This window comes from Paenibacillus sp. B-A-8 (assembly GCF_048572915.1).
Classification (GTDB): Bacteria; Bacillota; Bacilli; order Paenibacillales; family Paenibacillaceae; genus Paenibacillus_AQ.
In genome coordinates, this window is the sequence record NZ_CP183882.1 from 2,693,608 (window position 1) to 2,714,873 (window position 21,266).

The window sequence follows — 21,266 nt, forward strand, 5'->3', positions numbered from 1 at the left end:
CAGCCATTCTTGTAGCAGGGAGGAAATGAAATGCGTAGTCGGAATGAGAACAGCCGATATCGGCAAAAACGTGGTGAGGCTCTTGTAGGCAACTTTGAGAAAAAGTATGGTTCAAACTTTGGCGTACGTAGTGAAATTACGACGGATACGTTAAAGAAACAAGACAACAATCAGCCGCTGATACCGGCTCAGAATCCTGAAGAACAGCTTAAACCATAAGCGTGGAAGGATAGAGAATCCGCTTCACTCTTTATATTTTGTAATGAAGACATAACCCTGGGGTTATGTCTTTTTTGCGTGCATATCTTCTGAAGGATTAAGGCATAATAGGGCCGGATGGATATTTAAGAAAATAATGACAACTAGGAGCGGTGTATAAACATGATGACTTCTATATTTTCTTCAAGCGGAGATACTGCGATGGCAGTGGCGGGTCAGTATTTTTTTTATTTTATGGTCTACTCTTTTTTAGGTTGGGTATTGGAAGGTACATATAACTTATATAGCAATGGAAGCTTTCGCAAAGAGGGGTTTCTAAAAGGTCCCTTTAAGCCCATGTATGGATTCGCACCACTGCTTCTACTGATTGCCAGAGACTTAACTCTGCCTTTCCCAATGTTCCTTCTTCTAGCGTTAGTCATTCCTTCAGCTGTTGAATACATAAGTGGTTGGTTGCTGAAGAGCGTGTTTCAAAAGCAATGGTGGGATTATTCAGGAATGTCTTATCAACTGCAAGGGCATATTTGCCTTCGTTTCTCTCTATATTGGTGGGCGTTATCGGTAGCTTGTGTGTATGGGATTCAGCCGTTTATGGAGCGTTTATATTCTCTTGTCCAAAATGTTTGGGGAATTATATTTCCTTTGGCGGGTCTTTACCTTATGGCGGATTTATTATGGACTTGCTGGAGTCGGTATCGGAGTGAAAAGAGCCCCCAATATCAAGATTAAACTGAGTTCTATATGGACATTGTGAGCATTCTTTTGTGTATGAAGCACAAACATTTCAAGGACAAGCCTCTCAATCTTGCATATCAGTTTTGTGTCGTAAATAATATAGCCATATATTAAATACTAGACGGACTGGTGGAGATAACGATGACAGGGAAGATTCTAGTAAGCGCATGTCTGTTAGGACATAAAGTACGTTATGATAATGGTGATGTGCCGTGTCTAGATGCCCGTTTCCTGAAGTGGTATGAGGAAGGACGTTTTGTCCATATTTGTCCTGAGGTAGTCGGTGGGTTACCAACGCCTCGCCCCGATGCTCAGCGGCAAGGTGAGCGGGTAGTGACGGGCGCAGGTGCAGATGTTACAGAACCCTTTATGAAAGGTGCTCAAGCAACGCTGAGGCTGGCTACAGAACATCAAGTTGCATTAGCGATTTTGAAACAGGATAGTCCTTCTTGTGGTAGTCTGTATATTTATGATGGAACATTTATGGATACGAAGATGTCAGGAGAAGGTACAACTACGGAGTTATTACGGCAGAATGGGTTTAAGGTGTTCGGTGAAGATCAACTAGATGAAGTGGAGAAAGAACTAGCTCGGATGGATGGGTAAGTCATTCTTAAAGTCATAAATTGAACTTATGCTACATAATGTGTAAAAGGGAAACGAAGCAGTGTCCTTGGGAGAGGAATTGCCGTCCGAAGAGCCATCCTTTATTTGGGATTGGAGGCGGACGCAGATGAGTATTGATCAGCTCATTTCATTGCTCGTTCTTGTCATCATGATCATACAGCTTGCCGGCTACAAAGGGAAACATTAAGTTCAAAGTCTCACCTCATTGTAACTGCTTCCGGACCTCAGAAACTATTGAGCCGTTCGGAAGCTTTTTTTGTTCCACGCTAAGCATATTGCCGAATCTAAAGGATTCCATCACAGAGATGTCTAATATATACATAATGTGGGTTTTTGGGAAGCTGGAGGAAAATAGGATGATGTTCTACTAAACGGTGTGAAAGGATGGATGAATAGCGTGCCGATGTCTGAGTATTATCAGGAAATCCGAGGAAAAGTGGGATCAGAGTTATTAATGATGCCCTCCGTAGCTGCAGTAATAAGAAATAAAGAAGATGATATTCTATTTATCCGCAAACCTGAAGAGTCCTTGTGGGGATTGCCAGCAGGAGCCATCGAGCCAGGGGAACGTCCGGGAAGAACTTTGCGCAGAGAAGTATATGAAGAGACTGGATTAATGGTAAATCCTACTTCCATTCTTGGGGTTTTTGGTGGAGGGAAATATAGATACGAATATAACAATGGAGACCAGGTGGAATATACAGTTATCGTATTTGAGTGTTCTATCATCCGTGGAACGCTGAGAGCAATGGATGGAGAAGTCGAAGAATTTAAGTTCTTTAAAGAGAGTGAGCTGCCCGAGATGGCCATTCCCTATCCAGTGGAGATTTTCAAGAAAGACCGTGAGGCAGCAAAAACGATATTTGAATAAGCAGGAGAGGAGTTACTCATGAAGACTTTTATTTATATGATTAGGCACGCAGTATCACCTTTTGTGCTTGGAGATGAGAGGGAACGAGGATTATCTGATAAAGGGCATGAGGATGCTTATAGAATTAAAGAAATATTGGCAGAGGAGGAGATCACACATTTTATCTCCAGTCCTTATAGACGAGCCATAGATACGGTTAAGTATTTGGCTGAGGCTTCGGATCATGAGATTGAGCTGTATGAGGAGCTTAGAGAAAGAGCTATCGCAAGCATGGAGATTGAGATCAGTGAACAAGAATATCTTCAGGGAATACGGACCTCATTCACAGACTTACAATATAAAATGCCGGATGGAGAGAGTACTCAGGAAGCTCAAGAGCGTGCGATTCCAATCATAAAAGAATTGATCCGGCAAAATAAAGGCAGTAAAATCGCACTTGGTACGCACGGGAATATCATGACCATTATCCTGAATTACTTCAATAAAGAGTATGGTTATGAGTTCTTTGAACAGACTTCCAAACCAGATATTTATAAGTTGGAATTTGATGAATTAGAGCTTACTAGTGTGGAACGAATGTGGAATCCCGAAGCGCTGAGTAAATGAGATATTTTATTAAGCTCAATGGATTAAGCGCATTTTATGCCTTTATGTTGTTTGTCGTCATAGAGCTACTAGTGAATATTTATCGAATCAGTAGAATTTCGGGCTTGGAGCTGGGTAAAGTAGATAACTTGCTGCTTATCTTCATGCTTGTATTATTTATATTTTCTTCTATAGGGTTTGTTTGGATTACAAAAAAATATTTGAACGGTAAAAAATCCAAATATTTCACTGCGATCCTTTGGTATCCCTATTTGTTTCTGTTCGTTAATTTATTTGCAGCATGGTTCCCAATTACAGAAGCTGCGGATAAACCAGCACCGGTAACAGGACTGATCATAATAGGGGCCATGATTATTTATCCGTTTTATATCGTGATCATTAATATTATCGCAAGCATAAACTTCAAGTCAGACGCTGGATAGAGGATGGAAATGAGAGTTAATGCTCTGAAAGAAAGACTTTTTTATGGATGCATCTGCCTAATTGTTATTGCACTGGGTTTAAGCTCTAGAGTATTCTCGGAACATCTGCCTTTGTTTGTATCGAGACATTTTGGAGACGCACTTTGGGGCAGCATGGTTTACTTTATGTTTCGCGTACTGCTAGTGAACAGGAAGCTGTGGATTGCTTTTATGTGGAGTCTGATTTTTAGCTTCAGCATAGAATTCAGCCAGCTATATCAAGCGGAGTGGATCAACAGCATCCGGGCTACTGTACTCGGCGGATTAATTCTCGGAAAAGGGTTCCTATGGATTGACCTTGTTAGATATGGCGTTGGAATTATACTTTCTTATGGATTGGATCAATACTTTCAGCCAAAACAGTACCAAGTTGATAAATAGCTTTCTCATTGGAGATGAACCTACAAATGGTTAACAGTTTGATTGTAGTATGCTTGCTTACAATGATTATTCATACTGCAGAAACCTTATCGTATTCGGTAAGATACGCCGGAGTGAAGCTGAACAAGATAGCTATTGCTTTGTCTCTGACAGGCATTATTGTTCTCGTGTCAAGAACCGCAAACATGATTCAAGCTCCACTGACGGCTAAATTCGTAGACTATGCCAAATTGCATCCTGATTTTCCGCTTATTAATTATTTGAGAATTATTCTGTTAGCTTCATCATTAGGCACTTTAATTGCAATTGCCGTGTTTCCTACCTTTGTGGGTCTTTTTGGTAGAATCATATCTAAGCTAGAGATCGAAGGTTCTATTCCCAAGCTGCTTACGAGCGTAACCATTGGGCAGTTAAAGAATACAAGAAAATACATAAGAAAACCAAAAGTGAACCTATATAACTTTAGATACCTGGGAATTCCTAAACGGTTTATTGTCATGAATGTTTTTGTTACAGCATTCTATACGGTCGGTGTATTGGCTTCTCTGTATGCTGCCAAGTTAGTTCCTGAATTCAGCACCACTGCCTCTCAAGCTTCTGGACTAATTAACGGATTAGCAACCATATTGCTCACCGTATTTATCGACCCGCAGCTTGGTCTTATTACTCATAAGGCTACTGAAAATATAGAATATCGCAACCAGCTTGGAAAAATATATGTCGTCTTGATGGGCTCCAGATTTCTAGGGACATTGCTAGCCCAATTGCTGATCGAGCCCGCAGCAGGTTTCATCAGTTTACTGGTAAAACTGATTTAAGGAATGGCGAACCGCTCTACTTATGGAAGCTTAGATTCTGCCGCGCGCAAAGCTAGTGCTATCTTCTGCTCCCAGCTGTAAATATTTTGCTGCATGGCATGAACTCGTATCATTTGATCATAGGATGCTCTCAATTCTGTTGCTGCTGTAATCGCATCTCCTTGTTTTACAGCCGATTTGTAGTGTTTATCTGCTTCTGATCGAACTTTCTGTGCTGCAGCGATATTCTTGTTCTCGTCGGTGATTTGCTTCTTCAAAGCTGTGATCGGTGCCAGCGCATCTTTGATAGGTTTGAGCTTAGTAGCGGTTTGCTTACGGGCGGTTGCCAACGCGTCTGTCTTTGCCTTGATTTCAGTTCTAGCGATGGTTACCGCAGCCTTGAGCTTATTGCGTCTCAGGTCAAGGAGAGTGGCGGTCTTAAAGTCTTTAGCTTTCTTCGCTGCAGCAGACTGCTTACTGAGTGTACTGTATTGTTCCAGGAGGGGAGCGTGCTTCTTTTGAACAGTTGTGGCTTCAGAAGATAAACGACTCAGCAGAGCCTTATCTGTTGACTCTATGACAGTGTGAATAGATTTCAGTGTTTCATTGTTCTGCTTGCGCAGTATCTGGATTTTAGAGCTATCAGACTTGAGGGCAGCTTGAAGAGAGGTATAATTACCATGGAGACCGTTAATGTCATTTAACGCAGAATCCCAATCTGTACCTGCAGCAGCCATCGGAAGGTTGCTAATGAGGAGAGCTACTACAAGGATGAATTGGACGAACCTTTTAAAATAACTAAATTTGTGAATTATCAATCGTTTCAGCTCCTTAATTAGTTTATGCGCGCAAAAAAGCACCTCCAAGATAGGCATGATTGCCTGTCTTGCGAGGTGCTTCTCCCGCACAGAATATAAATGATGCAATCACTATAACTTGAAATTAATGGATAGTCAACCCCGAAATAGAACGTTAGTTTGCTTTTTGGAATAATGAAACATGAGGAGAGTCAAATATGAATTCACATCTAGATCGAATGCAGGATCGAGTGGCCTTAATAACCGGAACTTCTAGTGGATTTGGACTGCTCACAGCCCTCAAACTAGCTGGACAGGGATTCAAAGTTGTAGCAACCATGCGCGATTTGAGTCGTAAAGGTGAGCTTGAACAGCAGGCAGAGCAAGCAGGACTCTTAAAGCAGCTTCATTTCATGACTATGGATGTAACTGATAGTGATTCTATAGAGGCGACTATATCCTCAGTGCATGATACATTTGGAAGAATTGATGTTCTGGTTAACAATGCAGGTTTTGCTATAGGCGGCTTCATAGAAGAGATAACTATGGAGGAATGGCGCCATCAAATGGAGACGAATTTTTTCGGATTAGTGGCGGTGACAAAAGCTGTGCTGCCAGTGATGCGAGAACAGAGAAGTGGTACGATTATTAATGTGGGGAGTATAAGCGGGTTGTCCGGGTTTCCGGGGTATGCTCCATATGCAGCTTCCAAATTTGCAGTAGAAGGATTCAGTGAAAGTCTACGTCATGAAATGTCTCCTTATGGAATACGTGTAGTATTAATTGAACCTGGCTCTTTCCGTACCCCGATTTGGGGAAAGGGAATAGAACAAATCCGTCGAAGCGAGAATTCTCCTTACAGAAAACGTCTGGATGCAGTGCTACGATATTCCAAACATACCGCTGAAACTGCACCAGATCCAAGTCAAGTCGCAGATCTTATCGGTCGTATTACTGAAATGAAGTCACCAAGGCTTCGGTACCCTATCGGCAAAGGCACCCGGATCTTGATCTTAGGCAAAACGCTGCTCCCGTGGAAATGGCTGGAGAGAATTATTGCGAAAGAATTGAGGTGATGGAATGGAGCAATCCATAAACTTAACAATCATTAAACTCATTGGATATGTATCCAGTTTGATGACCGTTTTTTTATGGTTTATATTTATATTCATTAATCCTTATGCTGAGGTTACGAATCAATCCAGTATTATAATGAGTATGGTAATGCTGGTGTTGCCGGCCGGATTACTAGCGATAGGCATCTCTTTAAACAGAAGTCTTCTCATGCTTCTCGCCTTTATTTGGAGTTTTCCCTACAGTCTGTATATGTTTTTGACGCCAGGTATCTTCAGATTGTTTGGGGTTACAAGCTTAATGTATTTATTGTGTTTTGTGTTATTTAGAATCATCAAGATCAGACTTTGATAAGAATTGAGGTGTGCCGATGCTAGATTCGTCAGGACTGCATATTTGTTTCGATCCAGCAGGCCGTGAAATTGAAATCCTTGATGTAACTCCAGTTGGTAAAGATAAATACCGCATCGAAGAGACGCCGATTTTTAATCCAGGTGTTACAATGGGTGATATTATACGAGTGAAGGAAGAACAAGGAATCTTTTATTATCAGGAAACGGTACAGAAATCTCATTTTAAAAGGTACGCCTGGCTCCTCAGTAAAGAAGCTGTTGATTCAGCAGCCATTTCTGCTTTTAAACAACGGATCACGGATAATGAAGGGAAATGTGAACAAATCTTTGGTGGTTTGATAGTCATTCATATTCCTAAGAATACTTTGATTGATGTGGATGGGGAAATGAATCGAATCATTGAGCGGTTTGAGAAGTGAAGGTACGTAAATATAAACGAAGGATGAATAAGAAAAAATACTGCGGCATGAAATGCAAGGTAGCTTGCACATGATGCAGCAGCATGGAGATTAGGTGAAACGGTTTAGACAATCTGAGCGATACAATCTATACTTATTTTATTTCTTTCATAAATGTCTTAAAATTTTCGGCGATTTCTTTTGATTTGGTATGGTGCAGATAATGTCCTGCATCAAGTTTTACCAATTTTCCTTGTACGGAATTTTTGACTTGCTCTTCATGCAATGATATCCAATCTTTTAAGAGAGTATCATCCCCTTGTACAAAGAGCAATAGGGGAATATCCTTTGGAAAAGTTGAATTTAGAGCCCCTTTATAATTAGAAGACATATGTTCCACTTCATTTAAGTTAGTGTAATTATAAGTGTTTCTAAGCGTAAGCAATCTCAATTGTTCTTTAGTTTCATCATCAAACGGCAATTCAGCATAGGGATTTCCACTTGATTTAAATAACAATCTGCCCAATCCTGATTTTCTAAGTAGTTTTAATTTTCCTGTTGGTATTTTAACACCTATTCTGTCTTCCGTTGCAATACTATTATCAATCCCGACAAATGCACTCACTTCGTTTGGATATTTGTTCACATAATTCAAACTGTACATACCGGAAATAGAGTGTGCCATTAGAATATAACGGTCAATCTTAAGCTGCTTTACAGCTTCATGAATCTCACTTACAATATTTTCCGTGGTTCGTTCTTTTTCAGTTCTATCACTTAATCCATAACCGAAAGGCTCGATCACGACAACTTTGTAAAATGGAGATAGTTCATCTACTAGCAGCTTAAAATCAAGTCCCGGTGCCACCGTTCCATAACCAGGTAAGAGCACGACTGTCTCTTCGCCTTGTCCTTGAATCAAAACATTCATATTTTTACCATCAACGCTTACAGACTGACCATAAGGTTTTATTCTAGCTTGGTCCGATTTATTGAAGAAAATATTAGCGACAAAAACAGTCACTAGAAAAAGTACTATTGCGGTAACTAAAGCCCCTAAGGAAATAAGTGTAATTCGAAGCAGTTTATTCATCCTTTTTTTCGTAGCTTCTTCTTTTGGTTTCACGCGTATCTTCACCTGTCCTCATCAGTTATTATGGCTATCCTAAAGACTCGCCAAAGAAAGCTTACCCGATGAAGGTGAACCCTACATGACGACAATATGAACTGAATATGAATGAGCGAAAAAAGCTACAGCACCGATCAAAGAGTCTATAAAATGAATATGAGGTGAGCGATTATGTTGAAATTTATCAAACAATATTTGCCTAGTATTGCTATCGCCGTGGTCATTTCTTTGTTTGTAAGAACTTATGTTGCTGAAGCCATGAAGGTTCCCACGGGCTCTATGATCCCTACAATTGAAATTAATGACCGACTAATCGTTGAAAAAATGTTATGGATGACCACACTTGATCATGGAGATATCGTTGTGTTTACGCCGCCGGTAGCAGGCGATGAGAATAAAAGATATGTGAAGCGGTTGATAGGGCTGCCAGGCGATACCATTGAAATTAAAGATGGAGCACTTTACAGAAACGGAACGGAGATCAATGAGCCCTATCTTAATGAGCGGATGGACTATACTTTTGGACCCGTTACGGTTCCGGCGGACCATTACTTTTTTCTCGGAGATAACCGGAATATAAGCTATGATGCTCATCTTTGGGCTACTCCTTTTGTAGCGAAGGATCAGTTGATCGGAAAAGTGATCGCGGACTTTAGTATTCCTTTTTAGGTGAAGCCGCAGGGGTCTTTTGAACTAATTATGAGCGTTAATGAGACTTTAACCATATTGTGACTTTGGAAGAATTTAGCTATCCTTAAGGTAAAATATACCTATACATAGGAAGGGTGCTGAATTTTGAAAGCTCATGTCACAGATCTAAAACATGGCGATTGTCTTATGATGGACACTTTCAATAGTGTTGGCCTACATGTGCTCCCGAAGGGGACCATTGTCTACAAAGAAGAAATCACCCTCCTGATGAGACATCGTATCGATTATGTCGATATTGAACCTCGCAGCATAGCGATGGATAATGAAGGGATGAATTTGGAGCAAAGTCTGAATGGAAATTTTGATCTTGTGATCCAAAACTATGAGTCTATTTTTCTAGAAGCACTCAGCAAGGGCAGTTTCACGCAGTCAGATGTAGATCTTACGCTGCAGCCCTTGCTGGAAAAAATGGATGAGCATAAGGATGTAGTGTCCTTATTACTGTTGCTTGAGCGGGAGGACGTTGGTACATACAATCATTCTTTGCAGGTCGGACTGTTATCTTTTTACATAGCGACTTGGTTAGGTTATACCAAAGAAGAACGTTACGAGATTAGCCGGGCTGGGTATCTACACGACATAGGAAAAAGTCAGATCGACCCTTCTATCTTGAATAAGGCAGGAAACTTAACCTCTGAGGAAACGGAAGAACTAAAACGTCATACTACATATGGATACGATATTATTCTTAAATCTATGAATGACGAGAAGACTGCACTGGTGGCGCTTCAGCATCATGAATTTGAGGATGGGACAGGTTATCCTAATATGCTTCGTAAGACGGACCTGCACCCGTATACATTGATCGTGGCTGTCGCTAATGCTTACGTCGGGATGACCTCAACAAGAGCGAATCAACCAAAACAGGGGCTAATAACCGTTCTGCGCAAGGTGCATGAGCTAGGCTTTGGTAAACTGAATGGAAATGCGGTACAAGCTTTGATTGGACATTTATTGCCGAACTTTGTAGGTAAAAATGTTCAGCTTAGCAATGGAGAGCAAGGTACGATTATTATGAATAATCCTTTGGACATTTTTAAGCCGTTAGTGAAAGTAGATGAAACTACGTTTAGGGATTTATCCAAGGAGCGTAATTTGACTGTTGAAGAAGTATTTATTTAATGAATAATTTCGTTGCAAAATTAGGCTATCCACTTGGTCGCTAAGATCGAGAGATAGTCTTTTTGTGTTATAATCGAAGCTGGGTTCAAAACCCATATTAACGAATAGGAGAGTGCTTATCGTGATTATCAAGTTCATTCGTTTGCGTTAAATCGAGGTACAATTCAATGATACCATCATCCATTTATTTTAAAATGTGACCGGTCTTATTTAAGTGTGCAATCTTTGATTACCAAATTCGAATGAAATGAGGATTAACAATGAGCGAAAAGATATTTAAAGTAAACGGTATTGAACTATGTTCGGAGAGTTTTGGAGACTCCAGCAATCCTGCAATATTACTGATTATGGGTGCCACATGTTCTATGGTTTTTTGGGATGAGGAGTTTTGTCAACGATTAGCGGATACAGGACGATACGTTATTAGATATGATAACCGGGATGTAGGACGTTCTGTTGTTTATGAACCTGGGAGTTCCAATTATACAGTGCTTGATATGGCCGATGATGCTGCTGGGTTACTTGACGCTTATAATATAGAACAGGCAAATATCGTAGGGATGTCCTTAGGGGGTATGATTGCACAAGTTCTTGCTATTCGCCATCCTCAGAAAGTTCTAACCTTAACATTGATCGCATCTAGTATTTTTGAATCTGATGATAATGATCGGAACTTGCCTCCAATGGATGAGAGGATTCTCGCTTTTCATGCGGATGGAGCTACTCTGGATTGGTCAGATGAAGAAGTGGTAGCAGATTACTTGGTTTCCGGTTCGAGCATACTTTGTGGTTCAAAACATAAATTCGATGAGAAAAGAGCGTATAAACAAGTTAGGATGGAAATAAAACGTGCAAATAACTTACTCAGCATGTTTAATCATGCTCTTCTAACAGGGGTAGATGACTACGAAGGTAAGGCGAAAAATATCGTAGTTTCTACATTAGTTATCCACGGTACAGAAGACAGCGTACTTCCTTTAGAGCATGGCTTGGCGCTTGCCGAAGAAATTCCTAATGTGTCACTACTAACCTTAGAAGGAACGGGTCACGAAGTTCACCCTGATGATTGGGAAACCATAATTAAAGCTATTTCGAATCATACTCTAAGCGGTAAAGCTTAACGAGGTTTAAATATATAAAAAGGGTTACAAATCGGTGATGCCGATTGTAGCCCTTTTTCTACATCTACTTAGGAATTAAATCGTTTCACTAATTTTTCTTTATGCGCAGTAAATACCTCTTCTAAAGTGATGCCATACAAATCGGCTAACAATGCGATATTTCCTAGCACATCTCCGATTTCCTCAATCAAGTCGTTTCTCAGTTGCTCTGGTGGAGGGGTAGATTCATCTGGACGATCTCTTCCGATTTCATAGGACCGTACTGCCCGTGCAACCTCACCGGTTTCTTCCATAAGAAATCCAACCCTTATAAAAGGACCGTAATCGGCCCAGCCTCTTTGCCCATAAAAGCTTTTTATCCATTTCTGCACTTCATTGATCTCCATATTATGTAGCACTCCTTAATCTTTAACATGATTTATTCACCAACATATAGTATATTAGATGTCGGATATTATCAATATATAGTTTGGGGATGAGGATTTGAAATCAATTTGCGTTTTTGCAGGATCGAATTTAGGGGTACATGAGGAATATAAGGATAAAGCTGTTGAACTTGGAAACTACATGGCGATGAATAATTATCGCTTAATTTACGGGGGGTCAAGGATCGGATTAATGGGTGAAGTCGCCAATGCTGTGTTGAAAGGTGGAGGTGAGGTGATCGGGGTTATGCCTAGAGGGTTGTTTAATGGAGAGATGGTACATAGAGAATTAACGCAGTTGATAGAAGTAGACGATATGCATGGACGTAAAGCAAAAATGGGAGAATTGGCGGATGGTTTTATTGCATTACCCGGTGGTTTTGGGACGTATGAAGAGCTGTTTGAGGTTTTGTGCTGGTCACAAATTGGTATCCATAAGAAACCGGTGGGTGTTCTAAATATCAGGCATTATTTTGACCCTCTGATGAATCTAATTCAACATAGCATTAATGAGGGATTTTCTAATGCTTCACATCTCAGTCTGCTAAACCTATCAGATGAGCCGCTGGAGCTCTTAACGTTACTGGAGGGTTATATTCCCCAGACGCTAGAACAAAAGTGGAAACAGCTTAACTAGAAAAGAGTTCAAGCGTATTCTTAAGACAACATGAGTTTGAAAAAGGGCTGTATGTTAATCTTGCTGTCTTCTCTAAATTAATAAGTGAAATCCACTGAATTTGAATTTCACTAGTGGATTGGCTATGATAAATATAGAGAATCGCTACAAGAGGAGAAATGGATTATGACCCCCGAGAATCAAATTGAACAATTTAAAAAGCTAAAGCACGAGGTTACCCGTTTTATGTTGATTTATAAATTTGCATTGGATGAGATGGAGACGAAGATTGAGATCCTGAAACAGGAGTTTCAATCTCTTCATGATTACAGCCCGATTGAACATACCAAATCACGGATCAAGTCTCCAGAGAGTATTATGAACAAAATGCTGCGCAAAAATGGCGAATTATCACTGAACTCAGTGCGAAATTGTATTAAAGACATTGCTGGTTTGCGGATTACCTGTTCTTTTATCTCAGATATTTATCATGTTAGTGAAATGCTTCAAAAGCAGGACGACTTAACGGTTCTTGAAGTGAAGGATTATATTAAGAATCCCAAGCCTAACGGATATCAAAGTTTGCATTTGCTGATTCAAGTACCAGTATTTATGTCAGATCGTCAGGAGCTAGTGTGCGTTGAGGTACAAATTCGTACCATTGCTATGGATTTCTGGGCAAGTCTCGAACATAAAATTTTCTATAAATATAATAAATCGGTACCAGAGAGTATGACACGTGAGCTGAAAAATGCTGCGGATGCCGCTCATGCCCTTGATCTACAAATGGAGCGTCTGCACCGAGATATAAAGGAAATCAAAGACGATGATGAAGATGATCTTAGCTCCTTCGAGGAGGAGCTTCGCCGTATAGTGGTTCATAATAAGCAATTCACACTTCCAGCTAACTTTATTAAATTGCTTGACGGCAAATAAGCTGTGTTTATTTCCTAGGGTTATCCGTTTCGTTTCGGATTAGCTCTAGGTTTTTTCTTGTATACATCATTGCCAGGGATAACTAAAATAGAGTATTCTCAACTTGAAAGAGAGACTTATACTTGTAATCATCAGCTTCATCAAATTGATATGAAGGAGAATGAAGATGAGCGAGCGTACACTCCGAACCATTACTGTTAATCAAATTGGATATCCGGTGGATGGAGAAAAGATTGCGGTATTTTCTGGTTCTGGACATGACTTTAGGATCGTTAATGTGGACAGTGGTGATGTAGTATTCGAAGGGGTATCGGGTGCAGAACGGTTTGATGAGGCAAGCGGAGTAACTGTACATACAGGTGTTTTTTCTGAGGTTAGTGCTACAGGTAGATACCGGATTGAGCAGGCTGAGGGGATAGCTTCGGCATCATTTATAATCTCAGATAAACCTTATCATGAGCTTCAACAGGGCTTGCTGAAGGCCTTTTATTATTATCGCTGCGGGGTTGAGTTAACGGAAGAGTATGCTGGAGATTGGAAGCATAAAGCATGTCATACAGCAGAGGGAATTGTATATGGACAAACAGATCTTCGACTGGACTGTTCTGGAGGCTGGCATGATGCAGGTGATTATGGAAAATATAGTGGACCCGGAGCAAAGGCCATCGCTGATCTTTTGCTAGCCTATGAATTATATCCATCCGCTTTTGTAAGCGCTATTCCGATCCCTGAAAGTGACGGGCATACGCCAGATATACTGCTGGAATGCAAAGTGGAGCTGGATTGGTTGTTTAAAATGCAGGACCATAAAACAGGTGGAGTCTACCATAAATTAACTACATTGAACTTCCCCGACCTGGATGTAATGCCTGAGGATGACACAGCGGATCTATATTTCTCACCGGTATCAGCTACTGCCACGGGAGATTTTGCTGGAGTCATGGCCATGGCTGCAAGAGTGTATGAGCCATTTGACTCAGCCTATGCGAAGAGATGTCTGGCTGCAGCAACACTAGCTTGGGAGTGGCTTGTTCAACATCCAGACGCACCCGGCTTCACGAATCCACTTGAAATTAGCACTGGAGAATACGGGGATGGGATCGATAAGGATGAGCGCTATTGGGCAGCAGCGGAGTTATATCGTACGACGGGGAATGAAGAATACCATCAAGCTGTTCTGCAACTAGTAAAGCTAGAATTTCCGAAATACAGTTTAGGCTGGGCAGATATGGGCGGCTATGGGACGCTTGCGTACCTGTTAAAGGGTGAGGAGCAAGCAGACCGAACTTTGTATACATCTTTAAAAAAAGGGCTTATAGCTGAAGCGGAACGTTTAGCAGAAGTGAGTCGTAAGGATGGTTTTAGAATCTCCTTGAAAGAGGAGGATTACATTTGGGGAAGTAACATGCTCGTAATGAATAACGCAATGCTGCTGCTTGCAGCTGAATATTTTAGTGGTGATTCGAGTTTTGCGGACTGTGCGCTAGATCATTTACACTATCTGATGGGGCGTAATGTACTTGATATCAGTTATGTTACCGGATATGGCGATCGTCCTGTGAAACATCCTCACCATCGTCCATCTGTTGGTGATCATGTGGCTGATCCAGTCCCGGGTCTAGTGTCTGGGGGGCCAGATCGTGGGCTCCATGATGAATATGTAGTAGAACATCTGCAAGGCAAACCAGCCGCTCAGTGTTTTGTAGATCACGAACTTAGCTACTCTACGAATGAAGTAACGATCTATTGGAATTCACCGGCAGTGTTCGTTACAGCTCGATTTAATCAATAAATTGTAGGGGAAGGCGTGTCTCTTAGAGGAGATGCCTTTCTCTTTTTTTATGTTAAAATGCTATAATACGTGGTGGTATGTAATTTGTACGTGTGGCAATAGGAGGTAAGGCATTGGGCCGTATTTTTGAAATTCAAGGAATTGCAAAACTGAACTGGAAAAGCAGCGAACAGGCTTCGAAATATCTATTCTCGGACATCTCCGCAGAAATAACTGAATCGGACCGGATCGCTTTGATCGGCGCCTCAGGTCAAGGTAAAAGCACACTGCTTAGAATAATGGCTCTGTTGGATGCTCCGGATGAAGGGGATATGCTTGTTAATGGCACTTCATTCAAAAGCATGGATTCAAGGCTGTGGAGAATGAAAGTAGGGTTTGTGGCTCAACAAGCGGTTATGTTGCCTGGCAGTATGGAGGATAACCTAAGAACCGTCAGTAAGCTGCATGACAGACCGTATGACCTTAAACTAGTACAGCGACTATTGGAGCAGCTAGGGCTGGATCAATTGGATTTAAGTAAAAAAGCGGCAGATTGCTCTGGCGGTGAGAAGCAGCGGATTTCCCTAATTCGGTCATTGCTGCTGCGACCTAATGTTCTATTACTCGATGAAATCACAGCATCACTAGACATTGACAGTACTCAAAGGGTTGAGGATCTGCTAGTTCAGTGGCATAAAGAAGAAGGAACTTCAATGATATGGGTGACTCATGACCTTAAACAGGCTAGCCGAATAAGCACTACCACATGGTTTATGGGGAATGGTAAGCTAGAACAACACTTGAGTGAATCTTTTTTTGCTGAATCTGCGGAAGCTTTGGCCAAAAGGTTTATTCGACCGTTAGAAGGAGCGTCATTATTATGAGTTATACTGCACTGAGTTTTACGCTTCTGTTTGTATTAGGAACGATGTTAGTCTCAGTATGGCAAAAGCTCGGACTGGAAAAAGATATTATTGTAGGCACTATAAGGTCGGCGATTCAATTGCTAGCGGTCGGATATGTGCTGCAATTTATTTTTAAAACCGATCAGATGATCTACGTCATTTTGATTATAATCTTCATGATAAGTGTTGCCGCATGGAATGCAGCGAAAAGAGGGAAGGGACTACGTGGATTAGTCTGGAGAATTGGACTTGCGATCGCCTCTATGGAACTTCTCATGATGGGCATTCTGCTTGGCTTACATATTATTGAGGCGACTCCACAATATATCATTCCGATTAGTGGCATGACCATTGGCAGCGCCATGGTTGTCTCGGGGTTGTTCATTAACCACATCAAGCACGAAATACAGCAGAGCAAAGGGGAAATCGAGACCCTGCTGTCACTCGGTGCAACGGTTCCACAGGCGATCCATGAAGTTAGAAAAAGATCTGTGAAATTCAGTATGATCCCAACCATCGACGGAATGAAGACAGTAGGCCTAGTCCAGCTTCCAGGGATGATGACGGGTATGATTATTGCAGGTGCTGATCCAGTAATCGCAGTCCGCTACCAGATTCTGATTGTGTTCTCATTCACCGCTTCTGCGGCCATAACAAGTATACTGCTTAGTGTAATGAGCTACCGGCTCTTTTTCACACCGGACCTACGGCTTAAGCAAACGGTAGAACTATAATAGAATTTTATTTCTCACAAGCGATTCCGTCATTGTCACGGTCGCTTTTTTTGTTGGCATTATAGAGCTCTTTGGATAGATAGGGTTTATATTTTGTTTTGCCGCCCTTGTTCTTAGTTGAACTGGAAAGAGCAACACCGCCTTTGTAATCTTTATTTAATTCTGTGCAGTTCTTGTAAGTTTTGACTTTGGATTCAGCGTTTACCGTGCTCATGGTACCGATGGATAAAGTGAGTAGCAGCCCTGTTGCTATGCATATACTTATCGTTTTTTTCAAGGGAAACATCTCCTTTGGATGAAAAATTCAAGCTAGTACTTTCGTTTATGCACTAGTCCTAGGAATATAATACTATAGAAATGGCACTTGGGAAGTGGAAAGTGACATAATTATTGTTGTTAAGATACATAGAAATTAGCGATAACGGGGAATAATTAGAATTCAATTCACATGAGGTGAAAAGCTTTCTATGAGGTGATTCTGATTAGTAAAAAGAAATTGGCGGCTACTCTGATCGCAGGTGTATTGCTTCTGCCGGGAATCGCAATAGGTGCACCTGACACAGGAACGGTGTTTCATTCTAATGGAAAGCTGCTCTCAGCTATGCCTTTGCCAGCCCCGGAGTCTAAACGAATCTTATTACCAACTGCATTTCAAGCAGCTGAGTTATACGGGTTCGGTTTACAGCACCGGAATGCATCGATTCAATATTCGATCTTTTCCAAAGAACTCAAAAAGGTTATGTATTCGCAGTTTGTTGAACTGAACTGGGTAACTGGCGTATCCAGCCCATGGATCACAAAATACGTGGTTACTAAAGAAACAGTAATTAACCCAAATTCAGAGGTTATAGAAATGCGCATAGATTCCGCGACCTCAAATGGTCCGGAACCATCCATGCTTCTGACGATCTCACTTGTTAAAGATCATAATAGCTGGGTGATTACCGGCGTGAAGCCGAATCCTTAAAAGTATGGAGAATTGGAAAAGAGCAAGCGTAATAGGGAACATTCCCGTACGCTTGCTCTTTTTTATAAGATTCGAAAGCATAAACAATCAGTGTACGCTGGGGGCTATACAAAAAGTATCGCTTCACTCGATCATTGCGGACCGTATAACTCTTATTCTCCTTCAATTCGCATTATTAGAGCAATTTTGGGTGAACAGCTGCATCTGAGTCCGATAGCTTCGCTGATTTGCTATTTTCTAGTCTCTTCCCGCCTTGACCATTAATTCCGCCATCATTTTTGGCTCGGTTCTGACAGTGGTCATATGATCTCCTTTACCCTCTATGAAGCGAAAGACGCCTAAATGACTGGACTGAGTCGGATGAAATCCATATCGACCTTGTGGGATAGCCGTGTCTTCCGTCAGATAAAGATAACTTTTAGGGATTTGGAGACTGTAGAATTTCTTGAGATCTAGCTTTTCAAATAGTGGGGTAGCCGATTCAGGTGGTGCTTGTTTATAAAAGGCTTTTGCTTGCGCAAGACTTGCAGTGTTGACGAATGTATCCCGAAAGAGCGGGAAAGGGAGTGTGATGGTGTTATTGCCGGATGCATCTTTAAGCTGTTCAAAGGCTTTAAGCGTATCTGCCGGAAACTGATCCGCCACACTTTGTCCGTCTAGCGGCGCGAAGGCATCGAAGAACACGATCCGTTTGATCCGATCAGGGACTTGCTGGGAAACTGTTTGGATGACTGACCCTCCAAAGCTATGTCCAAGGAGAATAAAATTCTTCAAGTCTTTTTGTTTGATATAGTCAACAACGGACTTTGTGATTTGCTCATGCGTTACGTTATTATTCTTATCCGCACCGTGTCCGGCATATTCCGGCGTGTAGACGGTGTGCCCTAATTTGCGGAGCTCGGCTGCAGTTTCATCCCAAAAGCCTGCTGTAGCCCAAGATCCATGGATCAGAACAAAGGTTAATGGAGTCTGTTTGGAAGAGTATTTGTGGTCAGCGGCTGCAACAGTGGAGAGTTGATTCATAGATTGCATGCCCATCATGGTGAAAAGCGTAATACATAACGCTAAAACTATTTTAGTGTGAATCGATTTCATACTTTGCCTCCTGTGTAGTGTGAGATTTTAACACTATAGAGGGTGCCCTGTTTAACAGTGAAAGATGAATTTTAAATGGAGTCAGTGAATCTCCGGCACCCAGGCATAGGCAAACGCATATCTTGTTGTTAGGGAATTCAAAAAAATATAGTAACAGAAGGGTAGGAATAATCAGTGACTTCATACATGGACTACACGTCCCCAGATACAGAATTTACTTTTGATGTGAACACTAATACTCTCTTTAAAAAGGATGCCAACAACTTTATTAATTTGCTGTCCGTTAAGCAGTTGAACACACTGGAGAATACTTCGCTCCTTGATATTTTTCTTAGTAAATCGAATGTGGTAGAGCCACATTATCATCAAAATGCGGCAGAGCTTGTCTATTGTATCTGCGGTTCAGCGGTAGTGTCCTTAATCAATCCGTTTACAAATGAACTTTTGCATTTCCCAATTTGTCCAGGTCAAGTGGCAAATGTCCCGCAAGGCTGGTGGCATTATGAAGTAGCAACGGCCGATAATACTCATTTGCTCGCGATTTTTGACGCACCTATTCCTGAGGTTATCTTAGGTTCGGATATTCTAAGCAAAACTCCGGCGAATGTATTAGCTCATACTTACTGTTTGAACGAAGCCTTGGTAAAGGAAGCCTTAGCGCCTATAAAACCTGGAACCTTTATCGGCCCACCTGCCGACTGCTGTGAGGAAGATAAAGTAAAGGGAGTTAGCAATATGGCTCCAAATATGGCTCCAAATATGAATATGCATGCAAATATGAAACCGAACATGCAACCGAATATGCACCCACACATGCATCCGAACATGCAGCCATACGCTCATATGCAAGCTCAACCCATTCCCATCTCTTCACAAATGCCTCCAGCGACGCAAGCATTTAATTACCAGCCTTACCCGATGCAAGGATACTACACGCAAGGCTATGAACAGCACTATCGTCAACAGCCTTATGTACAACAACAACCGAATTATCAATATTCAAATAATCAAGAGTAACTACAAAAGACCTCCCGAGATCATTTCTCGGGAGGTCTACTTGTTATGGCTTAAGAAATACGGACAAGCACTCTTCCTCGTGTGTTTCCTTGCAGAATATCATTCAATGCCTGCGGCAATTCATTTAAGGTTACTTCACGATCTACAAGGTTCTCAAGCTGTGCAGGCTTCAGATCAGTTGCCATCCGTGTCCACACCTTTTCACGAAGCGAAGCAGGGCACTCTACGGAATCAATGCCTAGCAGATTAACTCCCCGAAGAATAAACGGAAGGACAGTAGTCGGAACAGAAGTGCCGCCGGTCAAGCCGCTTGCTGCAACAGAACCTCTGTAGGAGATTTTACTCAAAATCGCGGCAAGTGAGTTACCCCCAACGGAATCTACAGCAGCCTGCCATTGCTGTTTCTCTAAAGGCTTGGTCGAACTGCCAGTAACCTCTTCGCGTGAAATGACTTCTTCCGCACCAAGACCTTTTAGATAATCGTTAGCTTCGGCATTACCAGTACTGGCCACAACGCTATAGCCCTTTGTGCTAAGCATAGCGATAGCAGATCCACCTACACCGCCGGTCGCTCCAGTTACGAGGACTTTACCTTTGTCTGGTACTATGCCGTTGTCCTCCAGTGCTTGAATGGACAAGCCAGCCGTCAGTCCAGCGGTACCATAGATCATAGCTTCTCTTAGTGTAAGTCCTTCCGGGAGCGGGGTGATCCAAGCAGCAGGAATACATGCGTATTCGCTATATCCTCCAAAGTGAGACACGCCAATACCATACCCTGTCGCAATGACTTGCTGACCTTCATGAAACCGCTCGTCTGTGGAAGACACCACAATACCGGATAAGTCGATGCCAGGAATAAAAGGGTAGGATCTTAAAATCTTTCCGTTTGGGATACTGGCTAGTCCGTCTTTATAGTTCACACTGGAGTATGCAACCTTAATTACAACTTCTCCTGCGGGTAGTTCTTCTAAGGTAACCGGCTTAACAGCGACGGAGAATGATGATTCTGTTTTGTCGACAACCAGTGCTTGAAATGATTCTGTCATAAGTGTAAGCTCCTTCAACTACGTTATAGGTAAGACATATATATAATATTTATTCTGCCCAGTCAACTTGTCATTGTCTATGATATAACGCAAGTGAGACTCCGTGGATCGCACTTTAATTGTGAATTGTAACATTATAATCAAACTAGATAGAAAGAATCCTGAGCATGACCTATGCAGAAGATTTTGATTATTTTAAGGTGAAAACGGCTTTGTGCCCGTCGCTACGATCCCTGATGTATTTGGTCCTGGTGCCTAAGGGAATACTGTATGAAGAAAAATACTAAGGTGATCTATTCAATAGGATGAAAGTTTGTTTAAATGGTATAGTATAGTGTATTTGAAATCTTAG

At 41.5% G+C, this 21,266-nt stretch carries 26 protein-coding genes and 1 pseudogene; 21 read left to right on the forward strand and 6 right to left on the reverse strand.

Features of this window, described 5'->3' with window-relative positions; genetic code table 11:
• The first annotated feature begins 30 nt into the window (after nucleotides 1–30).
• The 9 genes from ACN6MV_RS11520 (at nucleotide 31) to ACN6MV_RS11560 (ending at nucleotide 4,718) form a co-directional block, all read left to right on the forward strand.
• Nucleotides 31–219: a hypothetical protein gene (locus ACN6MV_RS11520; protein WP_076117084.1), complete on the forward strand. Its 189-nt coding sequence runs from the start codon at nucleotides 31–33 to the stop codon at nucleotides 217–219.
• 162 nt (nucleotides 220–381) lie between these two features.
• Nucleotides 382–948, forward strand: a complete 567-nt coding sequence (locus tag ACN6MV_RS11525) for a putative ABC transporter permease (protein WP_231574153.1) — start codon at nucleotides 382–384, stop codon at nucleotides 946–948.
• A 147-nt stretch (nucleotides 949–1,095) separates the two neighbouring features.
• Nucleotides 1,096–1,560 carry a DUF523 domain-containing protein gene (locus ACN6MV_RS11530; protein WP_076117086.1) on the forward strand — a complete coding sequence of 155 codons (465 nt, stop codon included), beginning with the start codon at nucleotides 1,096–1,098 and terminating at the stop codon, nucleotides 1,558–1,560.
• A 61-nt stretch (nucleotides 1,561–1,621) separates the two neighbouring features.
• Nucleotides 1,622–1,768, forward strand: a complete 147-nt coding sequence (locus tag ACN6MV_RS11535) for a hypothetical protein (RefSeq protein WP_170880214.1) — start codon at nucleotides 1,622–1,624, stop codon at nucleotides 1,766–1,768.
• Nucleotides 1,769–1,978: 210 nt separating this feature from the next.
• On the forward strand, nucleotides 1,979–2,452 hold the full coding sequence (locus ACN6MV_RS11540; RefSeq protein WP_042132081.1) for an NUDIX domain-containing protein: 474 nt from the start codon (nucleotides 1,979–1,981) through the stop codon (nucleotides 2,450–2,452).
• An 18-nt stretch (nucleotides 2,453–2,470) separates the two neighbouring features.
• Nucleotides 2,471–3,058, forward strand: coding sequence for a histidine phosphatase family protein (locus ACN6MV_RS11545; RefSeq protein ID WP_076117088.1), 588 nt, complete (start codon nucleotides 2,471–2,473; stop codon nucleotides 3,056–3,058).
• Entirely contained in the window at nucleotides 3,055–3,480 is a 426-nt protein-coding gene (locus ACN6MV_RS11550; protein WP_339290471.1) for a hypothetical protein, read from the forward strand. Before ACN6MV_RS11545 ends, ACN6MV_RS11550 begins: the two co-directional genes overlap by 4 nt.
• Nucleotides 3,481–3,489: 9 nt before the next feature.
• Nucleotides 3,490–3,900, forward strand: a complete 411-nt coding sequence (locus ACN6MV_RS11555; RefSeq protein WP_231574155.1) for a DUF2809 domain-containing protein — start codon at nucleotides 3,490–3,492, stop codon at nucleotides 3,898–3,900.
• A gap of 26 nt (nucleotides 3,901–3,926) precedes the next feature.
• Nucleotides 3,927–4,718, forward strand: a complete 792-nt coding sequence (locus tag ACN6MV_RS11560; protein WP_042126599.1) for a lipid II flippase Amj family protein — start codon at nucleotides 3,927–3,929, stop codon at nucleotides 4,716–4,718.
• 20 nt (nucleotides 4,719–4,738) lie between these two features.
• Here ACN6MV_RS11560 and ACN6MV_RS11565 read toward each other — a convergent pair whose 3' ends face one another.
• Nucleotides 4,739–5,515, reverse strand: a complete 777-nt coding sequence (locus tag ACN6MV_RS11565; RefSeq protein ID WP_419886395.1) for a hypothetical protein — start codon at nucleotides 5,513–5,515, stop codon at nucleotides 4,739–4,741.
• Nucleotides 5,516–5,712: 197 nt separating this feature from the next.
• On the opposite strand from ACN6MV_RS11565, the gene ACN6MV_RS11570 reads away from it, so the two are divergent.
• Together ACN6MV_RS11570 and ACN6MV_RS11575 are read left to right on the forward strand one after the other, a co-directional pair.
• On the forward strand, nucleotides 5,713–6,570 hold the full coding sequence (locus ACN6MV_RS11570; protein ID WP_419886396.1) for an SDR family oxidoreductase: 858 nt from the start codon (nucleotides 5,713–5,715) through the stop codon (nucleotides 6,568–6,570).
• A gap of 368 nt (nucleotides 6,571–6,938) precedes the next feature.
• Nucleotides 6,939–7,340 carry a DUF4265 domain-containing protein gene (locus tag ACN6MV_RS11575; protein ID WP_042126603.1) on the forward strand — a complete coding sequence of 134 codons (402 nt, stop codon included), beginning with the start codon at nucleotides 6,939–6,941 and terminating at the stop codon, nucleotides 7,338–7,340.
• Between the two features lie 133 nt (nucleotides 7,341–7,473).
• Here the strand turns inward: ACN6MV_RS11575 and ACN6MV_RS11580 are convergent, their stop codons facing one another.
• A complete protein-coding gene (locus ACN6MV_RS11580) occupies nucleotides 7,474–8,412 on the reverse strand; it encodes an alpha/beta hydrolase (protein WP_419886745.1) in 939 nt (312 codons plus the stop codon).
• 207 nt (nucleotides 8,413–8,619) lie between these two features.
• Here ACN6MV_RS11580 and lepB point away from each other — a divergent pair, with 207 nt between their 5' ends.
• The 3 genes from lepB to ACN6MV_RS11595 all read left to right on the forward strand — a co-directional run bounded on the left by lepB (nucleotide 8,620) and on the right by ACN6MV_RS11595 (nucleotide 11,402).
• On the forward strand, nucleotides 8,620–9,117 hold the full coding sequence (gene lepB, locus ACN6MV_RS11585; RefSeq protein WP_042126605.1) for a signal peptidase I: 498 nt from the start codon (nucleotides 8,620–8,622) through the stop codon (nucleotides 9,115–9,117).
• A 126-nt stretch (nucleotides 9,118–9,243) separates the two neighbouring features.
• Nucleotides 9,244–10,281, forward strand: coding sequence for an HD-GYP domain-containing protein (locus ACN6MV_RS11590; protein WP_042126607.1), 1,038 nt, complete (start codon nucleotides 9,244–9,246; stop codon nucleotides 10,279–10,281).
• A gap of 260 nt (nucleotides 10,282–10,541) precedes the next feature.
• Nucleotides 10,542–11,402 (forward strand): alpha/beta fold hydrolase, encoded by an 861-nt coding sequence (locus tag ACN6MV_RS11595; protein WP_419886397.1) that lies wholly within the window; start codon nucleotides 10,542–10,544, stop codon nucleotides 11,400–11,402.
• Nucleotides 11,403–11,470: 68 nt separating this feature from the next.
• Here the strand turns inward: ACN6MV_RS11595 and ACN6MV_RS11600 are convergent, their stop codons facing one another.
• Nucleotides 11,471–11,788, reverse strand: a complete 318-nt coding sequence (locus ACN6MV_RS11600; RefSeq protein WP_042126613.1) for a MazG nucleotide pyrophosphohydrolase domain-containing protein — start codon at nucleotides 11,786–11,788, stop codon at nucleotides 11,471–11,473.
• Nucleotides 11,789–11,885: 97 nt separating this feature from the next.
• Here ACN6MV_RS11600 and ACN6MV_RS11605 point away from each other — a divergent pair, with 97 nt between their 5' ends.
• The 5 genes from ACN6MV_RS11605 (at nucleotide 11,886) to ACN6MV_RS11625 (ending at nucleotide 16,789) form a co-directional block, all read left to right on the forward strand.
• Nucleotides 11,886–12,464 (forward strand): TIGR00730 family Rossman fold protein, encoded by a 579-nt coding sequence (locus tag ACN6MV_RS11605; RefSeq protein WP_341112101.1) that lies wholly within the window; start codon nucleotides 11,886–11,888, stop codon nucleotides 12,462–12,464.
• Between the two features lie 165 nt (nucleotides 12,465–12,629).
• Entirely contained in the window at nucleotides 12,630–13,379 is a 750-nt protein-coding gene (locus ACN6MV_RS11610; RefSeq protein WP_042126617.1) for a GTP pyrophosphokinase, read from the forward strand.
• 166 nt (nucleotides 13,380–13,545) lie between these two features.
• A complete protein-coding gene (locus ACN6MV_RS11615) occupies nucleotides 13,546–15,171 on the forward strand; it encodes a glycoside hydrolase family 9 protein (protein ID WP_419886398.1) in 1,626 nt (541 codons plus the stop codon).
• A gap of 113 nt (nucleotides 15,172–15,284) precedes the next feature.
• Complete coding sequence (locus tag ACN6MV_RS11620) at nucleotides 15,285–16,034, forward strand: ABC transporter ATP-binding protein (RefSeq protein ID WP_081954056.1); 750 nt, start codon at nucleotides 15,285–15,287, stop codon at nucleotides 16,032–16,034.
• A complete protein-coding gene (locus ACN6MV_RS11625) occupies nucleotides 16,031–16,789 on the forward strand; it encodes an ABC transporter permease (RefSeq protein ID WP_076121899.1) in 759 nt (252 codons plus the stop codon). Before ACN6MV_RS11620 ends, ACN6MV_RS11625 begins: the two co-directional genes overlap by 4 nt.
• A gap of 7 nt (nucleotides 16,790–16,796) precedes the next feature.
• On the opposite strand, the gene ACN6MV_RS11630 is transcribed toward ACN6MV_RS11625, so the two are convergent.
• Nucleotides 16,797–17,003 (reverse strand): excalibur calcium-binding domain-containing protein, encoded by a 207-nt coding sequence (locus tag ACN6MV_RS11630; RefSeq protein ID WP_419886746.1) that lies wholly within the window; start codon nucleotides 17,001–17,003, stop codon nucleotides 16,797–16,799.
• Between the two features lie 258 nt (nucleotides 17,004–17,261).
• Here ACN6MV_RS11630 and ACN6MV_RS11635 point away from each other — a divergent pair, with 258 nt between their 5' ends.
• Nucleotides 17,262–17,756, forward strand: coding sequence for a hypothetical protein (locus tag ACN6MV_RS11635; RefSeq protein WP_419886399.1), 495 nt, complete (start codon nucleotides 17,262–17,264; stop codon nucleotides 17,754–17,756).
• Nucleotides 17,757–17,993: 237 nt separating this feature from the next.
• On the opposite strand, the gene ACN6MV_RS11640 is transcribed toward ACN6MV_RS11635, so the two are convergent.
• Nucleotides 17,994–18,851, reverse strand: a complete 858-nt coding sequence (locus tag ACN6MV_RS11640) for an alpha/beta hydrolase (protein ID WP_419886400.1) — start codon at nucleotides 18,849–18,851, stop codon at nucleotides 17,994–17,996.
• 174 nt (nucleotides 18,852–19,025) lie between these two features.
• Between ACN6MV_RS11640 and ACN6MV_RS11645 the strand changes: the two are divergent.
• A pseudogene (locus ACN6MV_RS11645) lies at nucleotides 19,026–19,613 on the forward strand (cupin domain-containing protein); the annotation flags it as partial.
• Between the two features lie 305 nt (nucleotides 19,614–19,918).
• On the opposite strand, the gene ACN6MV_RS11650 reads toward ACN6MV_RS11645, so the two are convergent.
• Nucleotides 19,919–20,914, reverse strand: a complete 996-nt coding sequence (locus tag ACN6MV_RS11650) for an acryloyl-CoA reductase (RefSeq protein WP_042126626.1) — start codon at nucleotides 20,912–20,914, stop codon at nucleotides 19,919–19,921.
• Nucleotides 20,915–21,266: the final 352 nt, after the last annotated feature.

Bases quoted from the DNA above. Each gene is read 5' to 3' on its own strand.
- ACN6MV_RS11530 (WP_076117086.1), top strand. From the start codon at position 1,096: ATGACAGGGAAGATTCTAGTAAGCGCATGTCTGTTAGGACATAAAGTA.
- ACN6MV_RS11610 (WP_042126617.1), top strand. From the start codon at position 12,630: ATGACCCCCGAGAATCAAATTGAACAATTTAAAAAGCTAAAGCACGAG.
- lepB (WP_042126605.1), top strand. From the start codon at position 8,620: ATGTTGAAATTTATCAAACAATATTTGCCTAGTATTGCTATCGCCGTG.
- ACN6MV_RS11575 (WP_042126603.1), top strand. From the start codon at position 6,939: ATGCTAGATTCGTCAGGACTGCATATTTGTTTCGATCCAGCAGGCCGT.
- ACN6MV_RS11600 (WP_042126613.1), bottom strand. From the start codon at position 11,788: ATGGAGATCAATGAAGTGCAGAAATGGATAAAAAGCTTTTATGGGCAA.
- ACN6MV_RS11525 (WP_231574153.1), top strand. From the start codon at position 382: ATGATGACTTCTATATTTTCTTCAAGCGGAGATACTGCGATGGCAGTG.
- ACN6MV_RS11520 (WP_076117084.1), top strand. From the start codon at position 31: ATGCGTAGTCGGAATGAGAACAGCCGATATCGGCAAAAACGTGGTGAG.
- ACN6MV_RS11555 (WP_231574155.1), top strand. From the start codon at position 3,490: ATGAGAGTTAATGCTCTGAAAGAAAGACTTTTTTATGGATGCATCTGC.
- ACN6MV_RS11545 (WP_076117088.1), top strand. From the start codon at position 2,471: ATGAAGACTTTTATTTATATGATTAGGCACGCAGTATCACCTTTTGTG.
- ACN6MV_RS11580 (WP_419886745.1), bottom strand. From the start codon at position 8,412: ATGAATAAACTGCTTCGAATTACACTTATTTCCTTAGGGGCTTTAGTT.
- ACN6MV_RS11615 (WP_419886398.1), top strand. From the start codon at position 13,546: ATGAGCGAGCGTACACTCCGAACCATTACTGTTAATCAAATTGGATAT.
- ACN6MV_RS11560 (WP_042126599.1), top strand. From the start codon at position 3,927: ATGGTTAACAGTTTGATTGTAGTATGCTTGCTTACAATGATTATTCAT.
- ACN6MV_RS11630 (WP_419886746.1), bottom strand. From the start codon at position 17,003: ATGAGCACGGTAAACGCTGAATCCAAAGTCAAAACTTACAAGAACTGC.
- ACN6MV_RS11595 (WP_419886397.1), top strand. From the start codon at position 10,542: ATGAGCGAAAAGATATTTAAAGTAAACGGTATTGAACTATGTTCGGAG.
- ACN6MV_RS11570 (WP_419886396.1), top strand. From the start codon at position 5,713: ATGAATTCACATCTAGATCGAATGCAGGATCGAGTGGCCTTAATAACC.
- ACN6MV_RS11640 (WP_419886400.1), bottom strand. From the start codon at position 18,851: ATGAAATCGATTCACACTAAAATAGTTTTAGCGTTATGTATTACGCTT.
- ACN6MV_RS11550 (WP_339290471.1), top strand. From the start codon at position 3,055: ATGAGATATTTTATTAAGCTCAATGGATTAAGCGCATTTTATGCCTTT.
- ACN6MV_RS11650 (WP_042126626.1), bottom strand. From the start codon at position 20,914: ATGACAGAATCATTTCAAGCACTGGTTGTCGACAAAACAGAATCATCA.
- ACN6MV_RS11625 (WP_076121899.1), top strand. From the start codon at position 16,031: ATGAGTTATACTGCACTGAGTTTTACGCTTCTGTTTGTATTAGGAACG.